Origin of the sequence: Pseudomonas parasichuanensis, assembly GCF_021601385.1 — a bacterium.
In the GTDB taxonomy this organism is placed as follows: Bacteria; Pseudomonadota; Gammaproteobacteria; order Pseudomonadales; family Pseudomonadaceae; genus Aquipseudomonas; species Aquipseudomonas parasichuanensis.
The window spans coordinates 18,651-31,762 of sequence record NZ_BQHO01000038.1 but is presented as its reverse complement, the minus strand read 5'-3'; the positions used below and the strand labels follow the sequence as shown (position 1 = coordinate 31,762).

Annotated in this window: 11 protein-coding genes; 9 read left to right on the top strand and 2 right to left on the bottom strand. The window is 65.4% G+C overall.

The features are described 5' to 3' along the window. The first annotated feature begins 27 nt into the window (after positions 1-27). Both L6D77_RS23370 and L6D77_RS23365 read left to right on the top strand, forming a co-directional pair. Positions 28-2,064, top strand: a complete 2,037-nt coding sequence (locus tag L6D77_RS23370) for an NADPH-dependent 2,4-dienoyl-CoA reductase (RefSeq protein ID WP_232880130.1) — start codon at positions 28-30, stop codon at positions 2,062-2,064. Between the two features lie 165 nt (positions 2,065-2,229). Beyond that, the gene (locus tag L6D77_RS23365) at positions 2,230-3,123 is read left to right on the top strand and encodes a 1-aminocyclopropane-1-carboxylate deaminase/D-cysteine desulfhydrase (RefSeq protein ID WP_232880129.1); all 894 of its coding nucleotides are present in this window, start codon (positions 2,230-2,232) and stop codon (positions 3,121-3,123) included. On the opposite strand, the gene L6D77_RS23360 is transcribed toward L6D77_RS23365, so the two are convergent. Next, positions 3,114-3,659 (bottom strand): cytochrome b, encoded by a 546-nt coding sequence (locus L6D77_RS23360; protein ID WP_232880128.1) that lies wholly within the window; start codon positions 3,657-3,659, stop codon positions 3,114-3,116. The genes L6D77_RS23365 and L6D77_RS23360 overlap by 10 nt on opposite strands. A gap of 175 nt (positions 3,660-3,834) precedes the next feature. Between L6D77_RS23360 and L6D77_RS23355 the strand changes: the two genes are divergently transcribed. After that, complete coding sequence (locus L6D77_RS23355; RefSeq protein ID WP_232880127.1) at positions 3,835-5,454, top strand: WG repeat-containing protein; 1,620 nt, start codon at positions 3,835-3,837, stop codon at positions 5,452-5,454. A gap of 56 nt (positions 5,455-5,510) precedes the next feature. Here the strand turns inward: L6D77_RS23355 and L6D77_RS23350 are convergent, their stop codons facing one another. Then, positions 5,511-6,494 (bottom strand): DUF1853 family protein, encoded by a 984-nt coding sequence (locus L6D77_RS23350; protein ID WP_232880126.1) that lies wholly within the window; start codon positions 6,492-6,494, stop codon positions 5,511-5,513. A 44-nt stretch (positions 6,495-6,538) separates the two neighbouring features. Here L6D77_RS23350 and L6D77_RS23345 point away from each other — a divergent pair, with 44 nt between their 5' ends. Genes L6D77_RS23345 through pepN form a run of 6 tightly spaced genes read left to right on the top strand, consistent with a single transcriptional unit; the run spans position 6,539 to position 13,046 of the window. Then, on the top strand, positions 6,539-7,429 hold the full coding sequence (locus L6D77_RS23345; protein WP_232880125.1) for an NAD(+) kinase: 891 nt from the start codon (positions 6,539-6,541) through the stop codon (positions 7,427-7,429). After that, the gene (locus tag L6D77_RS23340) at positions 7,429-8,400 is read left to right on the top strand and encodes a metallophosphoesterase (protein ID WP_232880124.1); all 972 of its coding nucleotides are present in this window, start codon (positions 7,429-7,431) and stop codon (positions 8,398-8,400) included. The genes L6D77_RS23345 and L6D77_RS23340 overlap by 1 nt, the downstream gene beginning before the upstream one ends. Next, a complete protein-coding gene (locus L6D77_RS23335; RefSeq protein ID WP_232880123.1) occupies positions 8,397-9,275 on the top strand; it encodes a rhomboid family intramembrane serine protease in 879 nt (292 codons plus the stop codon). The genes L6D77_RS23340 and L6D77_RS23335 overlap by 4 nt, the downstream gene beginning before the upstream one ends. A gap of 13 nt (positions 9,276-9,288) precedes the next feature. Continuing rightward, the gene (locus L6D77_RS23330; protein ID WP_110995859.1) at positions 9,289-9,549 is read left to right on the top strand and encodes a YeaC family protein; all 261 of its coding nucleotides are present in this window, start codon (positions 9,289-9,291) and stop codon (positions 9,547-9,549) included. Further along, positions 9,546-10,376 (top strand): DUF2797 domain-containing protein, encoded by an 831-nt coding sequence (locus tag L6D77_RS23325; protein WP_232880122.1) that lies wholly within the window; start codon positions 9,546-9,548, stop codon positions 10,374-10,376. The genes L6D77_RS23330 and L6D77_RS23325 overlap by 4 nt, the downstream gene beginning before the upstream one ends. 12 nt (positions 10,377-10,388) lie before the next feature. Continuing rightward, entirely contained in the window at positions 10,389-13,046 is a 2,658-nt protein-coding gene (pepN, locus tag L6D77_RS23320) for an aminopeptidase N (protein WP_232880121.1), read from the top strand. The last annotated feature ends 66 nt before the right edge of the window (positions 13,047-13,112 follow it).

Below are 13,112 nucleotides of genomic sequence, written 5' to 3'. Positions count from 1 at the left end.
TGATCACGCCACCTGTGGAGCTTATCCATGGCCAACACCCCCTACCCGCACCTGCTGGCCCCACTCGACCTGGGCTTCACCACCTTGCGCAACCGTACCCTGATGGGCTCGATGCACACTGGCCTCGAAGAGCGCCCAGGCGGCTTCGAGCGCATGGCGGCCTACTTCGCCGAGCGTGCCCGTGGTGGCGTCGGCCTGATGGTCACCGGCGGCATCGCCCCCAATGACGAGGGCGGGGTGTATTCCGGCGCGGCCAAGCTGAACACCGAAGCCGAGGCCGACAAGCACCGGATCGTCACCGAGGCCGTGCATGCAGCCGGTGGCAAGATCTGCCTGCAGATCCTTCACGCCGGCCGCTATGCCTACAGCCCCAGGCAAGTGGCGCCCAGCGCCATCCAGGCGCCGATCAACCCGTTCAAGCCCAAGGAACTGGACGAGGAGGGCATCGAGAAGCAGATTGCCGACTTCGTCACCTGTGCAAGCCTGGCCCAGCGCGCCGGCTACGACGGTGTCGAAATCATGGGTTCTGAAGGTTACTTCATCAATCAGTTCCTGGCGGCCCACACCAACCACCGCAACGACCGCTGGGGCGGCAGCTACGAGAACCGCATGCGCCTGGCCGTGGAGATCGTGCGCCGGGTACGCGAGGCGGTCGGGCCGAACTTCATCATCATCTTCCGCCTGTCGATGCTCGACCTGGTCGAAGGCGGCAGCAACTGGGAAGAGATCGTGCTGCTGGCCAAGGCCATCGAGCAGGCCGGCGCCACCCTGATCAACACCGGTATCGGCTGGCACGAGGCGCGTATCCCGACCATCGCCACCAAAGTGCCGCGCGCGGCATTCAGCAAGGTCACCGCCAAGCTGCGCGGCGCAGTGAGCATTCCGCTGATCACCACCAACCGCATCAACACCCCCGAGGTGGCCGAGGCCGTGCTGGCTGAAGGCGACGCCGACATGGTGTCGATGGCCCGGCCGTTCCTGGCCGACCCGGACTTCGTCAACAAGGCCGCGCAAGGCCGCGGCGACGAGATCAACACCTGCATCGGCTGCAACCAGGCCTGCCTGGACCACACCTTCGGCGGCAAGCTGACCAGTTGCCTGGTCAACCCACGTGCCTGCCACGAGACCGAGCTCAACTACCTGCCCGTACTCAACGTCAAGCGCATCGCCGTGGTCGGCGCCGGCCCTGCCGGCCTGGCTGCCGCCACCGTGGCCGCCGAGCGTGGGCACCAGGTGACGCTGTTCGATGCCGCCAGCGAAATCGGCGGGCAGTTCAATGTGGCCAAGCGTGTGCCGGGCAAGGAGGAATTTTTCGAGACCCTGCGCTACTTCCGCAACAAGGTGAAGAGCACCGGTGTCGACCTGCGGCTCGATACGCGGGTCGATGTGGCGGCGCTGGTGGCGGGTGGTTTCGACGAAATCATCCTGGCCACCGGCATCGCACCGCGCACCCCGGCCATCCCCGGCATCGACAACGCCAAGGTGCTCAGCTACCTGGACGTGCTGTTGGAGCGCAAGCCGGTGGGCGAGCGGGTGGCAGTGATCGGGGCCGGTGGCATCGGTTTCGATGTGTCCGAGTACCTGGTGCACAAGGGCGTGGCCACCAGCCAGGACCGCGAGGCGTTCTGGAAGGAGTGGGGCATCGACGGCGAGCTTCAGGCCCGTGGCGGTGTGGCCGGCATCAAGGCCGAGCCGCATGCCCCGGCGCGCCAGGTGTACCTGCTGCAGCGCAAGAAAACCAAGGTTGGCGACGGCCTGGGCAAGACCACCGGCTGGATTCACCGTACGGGCTTGAAGAACAAGCAGGTGCAGATGCTCAACAGCGTCGAATACCTGAGCGTGGACGACGCCGGCCTGCACCTGCGCGTCGGTGACGGCGAGCCGCAGTTGCTGGCGGTGGACAACATCGTGGTCTGCGCAGGCCAGGACCCGCTGCGCGAATTGCATGAAGGGTTGCTGGCGGCGGGGCAGTCGGTGCACTTGATCGGCGGTGCCGACGTGGCCGCCGAGCTGGATGCCAAGCGTGCGATAAACCAAGGGTCGAGGCTGGCTGCCGAGCTGTGATCGGCTGATGTATTGCTGGGGGCGCTTCGCGCCCCTTTCGCGACACAAGGCCGCTCCTACGGGAGATCGCGGTCCTTGAGGAGCGGCCTTGCCGGGGCGCCGGACCGGCCGGAGCGGGCTGCACAGCAGCCCCAGGGTCTCCCGGGCAACTGATAGACTCGCGCCATGCCCGAGTTCTCCCTCCCCCAAGCCCCCCTGCAACGCCTCGACCTGCCCTGGCTCCACCACGCCGGCATAGAGGCCGCCGTCCTGCGCCTTGACCTGATCGACCCACTGATCAGCGGCAACAAATGGTTCAAGCTGCGCCACCACCTGCTCGAAGCCCGGCAGGCCGGGTCACCGGGCCTGATCAGCCTGGGCGGCAACCACTCCAACCACCTGCATGCCCTGGCTGCTGCCGGCAAGCGCTTCGGCTTCGCCACCGCCGGGCTGTTGCGTGGCCATGAGCAGGACACGCCGACCGTGCGCGACCTTCGGGCGTTGGGCATGCAGCTGCACTGGCTGGGTTTCGCTGGCTACCGAGAGCGGCACCAGGCGGGATTCTGGCAGCCCTGGCAGGCCCGTTATCCGGGCTGGCACTGCATCCCCGAAGGCGGTGGCGGCCCCGCCGGTGCCCAGGGCTGCGCGCTGATCGTCGAGCAGTGCCGGGCGCAACTGGCCGTGCTGGGTTGGCAGGATTACGACGCCTGGTGGCTGGCCGCCGGTACCGGCACCACCCTGGCGGGGCTGGTGCTGGCGGAGCAGGGCAAGCATGCGGTGCATGGCGCGCTGGCCGTGCCCCTGGATCATGGCGTGCCGCAAACCGTCGCGGCCCTGGCTGGCCCGCACGGTTACACGCTGCATGAAGCAAGCCGTGGGGGCTTTGCCCGGCTCGACGACGAACTGCTGGCGTTCGTCGCCGATAGCGAACAGCAGGCCGGCTTGCCGCTGGAAGCCTTGTACACCGGCAAGGCGCTGATGGCCCTGCGTGAGCAGGTGGTGGCCGGGCTTTTCAGGCCCGGCACCCGCCTGGTGTTCCTGCACAGCGGTGGCCTGCAGGGGCGACGCGGTTACTTGTAGGGCAGCATGCGCAGCAGGGTGTTATCGCGGCGCACGTAGTGGTGATACAGCCCAGCCAGCGCGTGCAGGCCGATCAGCCAGTAGCCCCAGCTGCCGATGCGCTCATGCCAGCCTTTGATGAACTTGGCCAGGTCCGGGTCGGGCGCGACGATGGCCGGCAGCTCCAGGCCATAGAACGGGATCGGCTTGTCGGCGGCGCTGAGGATCGCCCAACCGGCCAGCGGCAGGCCGATCATCATCAGGTACAGCAGCAGGTGCACCAGATGCGACAACCCGGTCTGCCAGGCCGGTGGCTTGGGCACGATCGGCGGGGTGCGGCGCGACAGGCGCACGGCCAGGCGCAGCCACACCAGCACGAACACACTCAGGCCAAGCATGAAGTGCAGATCCTTCATCACATCGCGTTCGGCGCTGCCCTTGGGGAACAGGCCACGCAATTCGATGCAGGCATAGACGGCGGCCAGCAGCACCAGCATCAGCCAGTGCAGGGTAATCGACAGCCGTGAGTAATGGGCTGCGGGGGTGGATGAAACCATGGTGGGTCCTCGTCATCAGGTCTGGAAGGGCGCTCTTGTTGGCGCCTGCCTTCAACTCTAATCGCTGGCGTGGAAAACGGCTTGCTTCAGATCTACTAGTTGCGGCCGACATAGCGAATCGGGTGGTGGCCATGAGCCTGCACCTGTTTTCTATCGCACAAGGATGATGTGTTCAATGAAACCTCTGATTACCGCCCCTCGGGCGGCGCTGTTCGCTTCCCTTTCCCTGCTGCTTGCCGGATGCGAGCAAGCTCCGGCAGTCAAGACGCCGCCGGTTGCCGAGATGACCATACCGTTGTGCGTCAACGACCAGTGCGCGGTACTGGATCAAAATGGCGCCTTTCGCGTCGGCCCCGACAACGACTACGACCTGATTTACACCCAGCCCTTCACCAATGCCTTCATTTTTGGCAAAGGCGATTACTGGAACCTGGCCAGTGGCGACGGCAAGCAGGTGCTGCGCGCCGAACTCACCGATGAGGTGTACACCTTGACGCCGGGCCTGTTCGGCTTCGTGCGTGAGGGCAAGGTCGGGGTGATGGACGAGCAGGGCAAGGAAGTCCAGCCGGCCGTGTTCGACAGCGTTTATGTCGGTGGCGAGAATGACTTCATCGTCTACGAAGTGGATGAGCTGCGCGGCATTCTCACGGCCAAGGGCGAGAAGGTCAGCGAAGCAGTGTTCGACTCGTTGTACGTGCGCGACGATTTCGCCAAGCGCGGCAACTGGGTGCTCGGCCAGCAAGGCAATGAAAACTGGGGCTACAACCTTCAGACCAAGGCGCTGCGCAAGCTCGATTTCGACACGATTACCAGCGCGGCGGATGGTTTCCTGGTGGTCTCCCGCGAAGGGCAAACCGGCGTCGGCCTGGCCAATGCCGCAGGCGACCTGGTGATCCCGCTCGGCAAATACTGGCTGGGCACCCCGGGCGCTGGCCTGGTGGGCTACCGCGAGGGTAGCGACAAACCCTGCGGTTACCTCGACTACCAAGGCAAGGTGATCATCGAGGCGCAGTACCAGAACTGCGAAACCTTCGGCAAGACCGGCGCCATGGTGCAGGTGCCACGCACCGAGGAGGACCGTGGCAAGGCCGGCATGATCGGTCACGACGGCAAGTGGCTGATCCAGCCCGAATACGATTCGGTCGGTGACGCTGGCCTGGGCCTGCTGGGTATCAGCGGCCATCGTCCGGGCTTCAACCATATCGGCAAGCTGCAGAACGCTTTCCTGGCGACCTACGGCACCATCGACCTGGACCAGGGCAAAGTGGTGGTCCAGCCCACCTACCAGCAGGTCGGCGTGATCACCCCCAAGCGCTTTGCCTTCACCGAACTGAAGTCGCCGCGCAAGACCGTGGTGTTCCTCGGCATGCCGAGCGAGACAGCCACCGTGGGCCTGATGGACGAGCAGGGCAAGGTGCTGATCAAGCCTGAGCAATTCGTGATGCTCAAGCTGACGGCGGACGGGCACCACCTGTTGGCTGCCGAGGGCAGCACTTCGGATGCTTCGCGGGCGCTGTACGACCTCGACGGCAAGCTGCTGGTGCCGGCCAAATGGCAAGACCTGCAGGTTGACCAAGCAAGGGGTGCAATCTTCGGCTACCGGGTCGAGGGCAATGGCGACGATGCAGTCCGCACCCTGCGTGCCCTGTACCGCCTGGACGGCACCGTGGTGTTTGACACCAACCGTCTGCCGTGCGGTGCGGAGCAGGTAGTGGACGGCAAGGGCAAGGTGCTGTGGCCGCAAGATGCCCAGGCACACTGCCCGGCGCCTGAGCCGGTTGCTGACGCGTCCTGATCCTCGCTGATGCCTGCCAGGCCTTTCACCGGTAAACCAGTGGGGGGACTGGCGGTTCATCGAGCGGGCAGGTGCGGCCAGCTGTCGGCCACCAGGAATACCCGCTCGACTTCCTCCCACGCCCCGTCTGCCTGTTGCGCCATTCTGGCCAGCAGTTGCGCGGGAGCGTGGGTGTCCAGCCCCTCCAGCCACGCATCGAAGTGCGCGGCGTCCAAGCAATCGTCAGCTGCCAGCCGTGCCGGTGCCAGCCAGGCATGCCGGGGCAGGGGCTGCCAGCGCTGTTGCGCGTCGCTGGCCCAGTCTCGCCGGTGCAGCCAGCCGCCACGCAGGTGTTCGGGGTTGCTGCCGGTGGGCGGTCGGGCTGCCGGGCCTGCCAGGGGATAGAACAGGTAACCGCCGAGCCACAGGTGTGCCTGCACCTTGTCCACGCCCAGCGCGTCCAGCACCTGACGACTGTGCGGCCCACTCGACATGGGCAACTGGTGCTGCGCCAGGTGCGCCAGTTTCTGCCCCAGCCGGTCATGACAGCCAGGCCCGAGCCAGTCGGCCGGGTTGCTGCCCTCACCCGTACTGGGCCCCAGGTACAGTTTGATCGCCAGCTCCAGGTGATGATCGCCTTCGCGGTCACGCAGCAGGATATCCAGCTCGCCCAGGGTGTGTCCGCCATCGCGGATCGCCAGGTTGGCTGCCAGCAGCTCGATGCCCGGTGCCTGGCGCAAGGCGAACTGCCACAGCGCTTCGTAATACAGGCCCAGACGACGGCTGCTCAGACGTGCCAGCCCTTCGAGCAACGGCGCCGGTGCCTGGTCGAGTGCGCGCAGCCAGTCGGCCAGGCGCGCGGGGTCGTCGGCCCAGCCGCTGGCGTGGAGCGGGTGGCGCTGTGGCTGCGGAGTGTCTTGCAGCAAGGGGGGCGACAGAATCGTCCAGGCCAGGTCGCGCACCGCGGGGTGGCGCAACTGGCGGGGCAGGGGCTCAAGGTCGGCGAAGGGCATCATCCCGCGAGCATAGCCGGTTTGCCGCTGCCCGGTGCTTTCGCCCATAATCCCGGCATAGTCACCCCGCCGCAGAGCCTTGCAGGAGCACCATGGAGCAATTTCGCAATATCGGTATCATCGGACGCCTTGGCAGCTCCCAGGTGCTCGACACCATTCGCCGACTGAAAAAATTCCTCCTCGAGCGCCACCTGCACGTGATCCTCGAGGACACCATCGCTGAAGTGCTGCCCGGCCACGGCCTGCAAACCTCCACCCGCAAGCTGCTGGGCGAGGTGTGCGACCTGGTCATCGTGGTCGGTGGCGACGGCAGCCTGCTCGGCGCCGCCCGCGCCCTGGCCCGGCACAACATCCCGGTGCTGGGCATAAACCGTGGCAACCTGGGCTTCCTCACCGATATCCGCCCCGATGAGCTGGAGCAGAAAGTCGCCGAAGTGCTCGACGGCCACTACCTGGTGGAAAACCGCTTCCTGCTGCAGGCCGAGGTGCGCCGTCACCACGAGGCCATTGGCCAGGGCGATGCGCTCAACGACGTGGTGCTGCACCCGGGTAAATCGACGCGGATGATCGAGTTCGAGATCTACATCGACGGCCAGTTCGTCTGCAGCCAGAAGGCCGACGGCCTGATCGTCGCCACCCCCACGGGTTCCACGGCCTATGCGCTGTCAGCCGGCGGGCCGATCATGCACCCCAAGCTCGACGCCATCGTCATCGTGCCGATGTACCCGCACACCCTGTCGGGCCGGCCGATCGTGGTCGACGGCAACAGCGAGCTGAAGATCGTGGTGTCCAGCGACCTGCAGATCTACCCGCAGGTTTCCTGTGACGGCCAGAACCACTTCACCTGCGCCCCCGGCGACACCATCACGGTGAGCAAGAAACCGCAGAAGCTGCGCCTGATCCATCCGCTGGACCACAACTACTACGAAGTCTGCCGCACCAAGCTAGGCTGGGGCAGCCGCCTGGGGGGCAGGGACGACTGATGCTCGATCCGGCGCGCAGTTTCGACATCATCGGTGACGTGCACGGTTGTGCGCTTACCCTCGAGCGCCTGCTCGACGCCCTCGGTTATAAACGTGTCGGCGGTGTCTGGCGGCACCCACGGCGCCAGGCGCTGTTCCTCGGCGATATTGTCGACCGCGGCCCGCGCATTCGCGAAGCGCTGCACATCGTCCACGACATGGTCGAGGCCGGCCAGGCCTTCTGCATCATGGGCAACCACGAATACAACGCCCTGGGCTGGGTCACGCCGGCCCTGCCGGGCACTGGCAAGGCCTATGTACGCGAGCACACGCCACGGCATGCCCGGTTGATCGACGAAACCCTCACCCAGTTCGCCCAGCACCCCGGCGACTGGCACGACTTCATCCAGTGGTTCTACGAGCTGCCGCTGTTTGTCGACGCCGGGCGTTTCCGCCTGGTGCATGCCTGCTGGGACCCGCAACTGATCGAGCCGCTGCGCCAGCAGTACCCCAAAGGCTGCATCGACGAGCACTTCGTGCAGGCCTCGGCGGTGTCCGGAAGCTTTGCCGCCACCGTGTGCAACCGCCTGCTGCGCGGCACCGACATGCGTCTGCCTGACGGCCTGACACTGACCGGCGGTGATGGCCTGACCCGTGCTTTCTTCCGCACCAAGTTCTGGGAAGAGGATCCGCAAACCTACGGCGATATCGTCTTCCAGCCCGACGCCTTGCCCGATGAGGTGGCGCGCGCGCCCCTCAGCCATACCCAGAAGAACGCCCTGTTGCGTTATACCGAAGATGAGCCGCTGCTGTTTGTCGGCCACTACTGGCGCAGCGGCCGCCCGGCGCCGATCCGCGGCAACCTGGCCTGCCTGGACTACAGTGCCGTGCTGTACGGCAAGCTGGCCGCCTACCGGCTGGATGACGAAACCCGCATCGACCCGCACAAGTTCGTCTGGGTCGATGTCGAACGCCCGCAGGCCAGTCAATGAACGTGATCGAAGTGCTGCGCCTGCCGCTGGCGGTCGACCTCAGCGGTTTCGTCGCCCTGCTGCGGCGCCTGCAGGTGCCGCACCGGGTGGTCGAGGAGGGCGAGGAGCAGGTGCTGTGGGTACCGCCGGCCGTTGCCGAGGATGTTCGCGAGTTGTACACGCGCTACCCCGACGGCAACGCCGACCTCGAGCCCAACCCTGAGCCTGTGGAAGCCGGCTTGCCGGCGAAAGCCCCGACGCTGAAGGAACAGGCCATCGCCTGCAAGGTCACCGCCACGGTGCTGTTCCTGAGCCTGGTGGTCGCTGGCCTGACCGGCCTGGGCGACAACCTGACCACCATCGCCTGGTTTACCTTCCTGCCCTTCCAGGTGCAGGGTGAGTACCTGTATTTCACCCCGCTGCTGCAAGCACTCGGCGAAGGCCAGTGGTGGCGGCTGGTGTCGCCGATGCTGCTGCACTTCGGTGTGCTGCACCTGGCGATGAACGGTATGTGGTACTGGGAGCTGGGCAAACGCATCGAACTGCGCCAGGGCCCATGGATGCTGCTGTCCTTGACCCTGCTGTTCAGCCTGGTGTCCAACCTGGCCCAGCACTTCACCAGCGGCCCAAGCCTGTTCGGTGGCCTGTCCGGTGTGCTGTACGGTTTGCTCGGGCATGTGTGGCTGTATCAGAAGCTGGCACCGAACCCGCAGTTCAGCCTGCCCCGGGGTGTGCTGGCGATGATGCTGATCTGGCTGCTGGTGTGCCTGAGCGGTGTGGTGGGGCAGCTTGGCTTCGGTCAGATCGCCAACGCCGCGCACGTGGGCGGGTTGCTCATCGGTTGCCTGACGGGGCTCTTGGGTGGATGGCTCGCCCGGCGTAAACTGTCCGCCTGACTGAGGAGACACCATGTCCACGTTCGCCCAAATGATCGAAAACATCACCCCCGAGATCTACGAAAGCCTGAAAACGGCCGTTGAAATCGGCAAATGGTCCGATGGCCGCAAGCTCACCGCCGAGCAGAAAGAACTGTCGCTGCAGGCCGTGATCGCCTGGGAAATCCAGAACCTGCCCGAAGACCAGCGCACCGGCTACATGGGCCCGCAAGAGTGCGCGTCGAAATCCGCGCCGATCGCCAACATCCTGTTCAAGTCGGACTCGGTACATTGATCGAACTCGCTCGTGGCTCTTTGAGCAAGATGGCGGTGCGTCTGGAAGCGCCGGTCGTTCAATACAGTTTTCGCCTGGACGACGCCCAGGTGCCGGTGAACCCGCTGATCGGCCAGTCGATCCGCCTGGAGTACCTCGGCGCCATCCACTGCACCCACTGCGGCAAGCGCACCAAGACCAGCTTCAGCCAGGGTTACTGCTACCCCTGCATGACCAAGCTGGCCCAGTGCGACGTCTGCATCATGGCCCCGGAACGCTGCCACTACGACGCCGGCACCTGCCGCGAGCCGTCGTGGGGCGAGCAGTTCTGCATGACCGACCACGTGGTGTACCTGGCCAACTCGTCGGGCATCAAGGTCGGCATCACCCGTGCCACCCAACTGCCCACCCGCTGGCTCGACCAGGGTGCCAGCCAGGCGCTGCCGATCATGCGCGTGGCCACCCGCCAGCAATCCGGGCTGGTCGAAGACATCCTGCGCAGCCAGGTGCCGGACCGCACCAACTGGCGCGCATTGCTCAAGGGCGATGCCGAAGTGCTCGACCTGGTGGCCATCCGCGAACAGATCTTCGACGCCTGCGCCGACGGTATCCGTGGGCTGCAAGAGCGCTTTGGCCTGCAAGCCATCCAGCCGCTGCCCGACGCCGAGGTGGTGCAGATGCGCTACCCGGTCGAGGCCTACCCGAAAAAGATCGTCAGCTTCAACCTCGACAAGGATCCGGTCGTGGAAGGCACGCTGCTGGGCATCAAGGGCCAGTACCTGATCTTCGACACCGGTGTGATCAACATTCGCAAGTACACGGCCTATCAACTGGCCGTGCTCCAGTAAAGGATCGTCACCATGCGTACCGAACAACCGCAAGTGATCTACCTCAAGGACTATCAGGCCCCCGAGTACCTGATCGAAGAGACCCACCTGACCTTCGAGCTGTTCGAGGACCACACGCTGGTGCATGCGCAGTTGGTCATGCGCCGCAACCCCGAGCGTGGCGCCGGCCTGCCGCCGCTGGTGCTCGACGGCCAGCAGCTGGAGCTGCTGCGCGCTTCGCTGGATGACCAGGAGCTGCAATCGGGCGATTACCAGCTCGACGACAGCAGCCTGACCCTGCACCCGAAAACCGAGCGCTTCACCCTCGACACCAGCGTGAAGATCCACCCGGAGAGCAACACCGCGCTGGAAGGCCTGTACAAGTCCGGCAAGATGTTCTGCACCCAGTGCGAGGCCGAGGGCTTTCGCAAGATCACCTACTACCTCGACCGCCCGGATGTGATGAGCGTCTTCACCACCACGGTGATCGCCGAACAGCACCGCTACCCGGTGCTGCTGTCCAACGGCAACCCGGTCGGCAGCGGGCCGGCTGAAGACGGCCGCCACTGGGCAACCTGGGAAGATCCGTTCAAGAAGCCGGCCTACCTGTTCGCGCTGGTGGCGGGTGACCTGTGGTGTGTCGAAAGCGAATTCAAGCGCCAGTCCGGCCGTGACGTGACCCTGCGTATCTATGTCGAGGAAGAGAACCTCGACAAGTGCGACCACGCCATGGTCAGCCTGAAGAAGTCCATGCGCTGGGACGAAGAGGTCTACGGCCGTGAATACGACTTGGACATCTTCATGATCGTCGCAGTCAACGACTTCAACATGGGCGCCATGGAAAACAAGGGCCTGAACATCTTCAACTCCAGCTGTGTGCTGGCCCGTGCCGAGACTGCCACCGACGCCGCCCACCAGCGCGTCGAAGGCGTGGTCGCCCACGAGTACTTCCACAACTGGTCGGGCAACCGCGTGACCTGCCGCGACTGGTTCCAGCTGTCGCTCAAGGAAGGCTTCACGGTGTACCGCGATGCCGAGTTCAGCGCCGACATGAACTCGCGCACGGTCAAGCGCATCGAGGACGTCGCCTACCTGCGCACCCACCAGTTCGCCGAAGACGCCGGCCCCATGGCCCACCCGATCCGCCCGGACAGCTTCATCGAGATCTCCAACTTCTACACCCTGACGGTGTACGAGAAGGGCGCCGAGGTGGTCGGCATGGTCCACACCCTGCTGGGGGCCGAGGGCTTCCGCAAGGGCAGCGACCTGTACTTCGAGCGCCATGATGGCCAGGCGGTGACCACCGACGACTTCATCAAGGCCATGGAGGACGCCAACGGCGTCGACCTGACCCAGTTCAAGCGCTGGTACAGCCAGGCCGGCACCCCGCGCCTGGAGGTCAGCGAGGCCTTTGACGCCGCCGCGCAGCGCTACAGCCTGACCTTCCGCCAGAGCTGCCCGCCGACCCCGGGGCAGGTCGAGAAACTGCCGTTCGTGATCCCGGTGGCACTGGGCCTGCTGGACGCCGAAGGCAATGACCTGCCGCTGCGCCTGGCCGGCGAAAGCGCCGCCGTTGGCACCAGCCGCGTGCTGTCGGTGACAGAGGCCGAGCAGACCTTCACCTTTGAAGGTATCGCCAGCAAACCGCTGCCGTCGTTGCTGCGCGGCTTCAGTGCCCCGGTCAAGCTGAGCTTCCCCTACGACCGCGACCAGCTGATGTTCCTGATGCAGCACGACAGCGATGGCTTCAACCGCTGGGAAGCGGGGCAGCAGTTGTCGGTGCAGGTGCTCCAGGAGCTGATCGGCCAGCACCAGCGTGGCGAAGCACTCAAGCTCGACCAGCGCCTGATCACCGCACTGGGCACTGTGGTTGGCAATGCGTCGCTGGACCCTGCCATGGTCGCCGAGATGCTTTCGCTGCCGGGCGAGGCCTACCTCACCGAGATCAGCCAGGTGGCCGATGTGGACGCCATCCACGCTGCCCGCGAGTTTGCCCGCCGGCAGATCGCCGAGCAGCTGTTCGACGCGCTGTGGGCCCGTTACCAGGCCAACCGTGACGTGTCGCGCAAGACCGCGTACGTGGCCTCTGCCGAGCACTTCGCCCGCCGCAGCCTGCAGAACATTGCGCTGTCGTACCTGATGCTCAGCGGCAAGCCGCAGGTGGTGGAAGCGACCTTGGAGCAGTTCGACCAGTGCGACAACATGACCGAGCGCCTCACCGCCCTGGCGGTGCTGGTCAACTCGCCGTTCGAGGCCGAGCGGGCCAAGGCCCTGGAAACCTTTGCCGAGCACTTCAAGGACAACCCGCTGGTCATGGACCAGTGGTTCAGCGTGCAGGCGGCAAGTGCCTTGCCGGGTGGGCTGGCGCGGGTCAAGGCACTGATGCAGCACCCGGCCTTCACCCTGAAGAACCCGAACAAGGTGCGGGCGTTGGTCGGTGCGTTTGCCGGGCAGAACCTGGTCAACTTCCATGCCGCTGACGGTTCGGGGTATCGCTTCCTGGCGGACCTGGTGATCGAGCTCAATGCACTGAACCCGCAGATCGCTTCGCGCCAGCTGGCGCCGCTGACCCGTTGGCGCAAGTATGACCACAAGCGTCAGGCGCTGATGAAGGGCGAGCTGGAGCGGATCCTGGCTTCGGGTGCGCTGTCGAGTGATGTGTATGAGGTGGTGAGTAAAAGTCTCGCTTGAGACCCTTGGGGCTGCTGCGCAGCCCTTTCGCGGCACGAGGCCGCTCCTACAGGAGACCGCGATTTC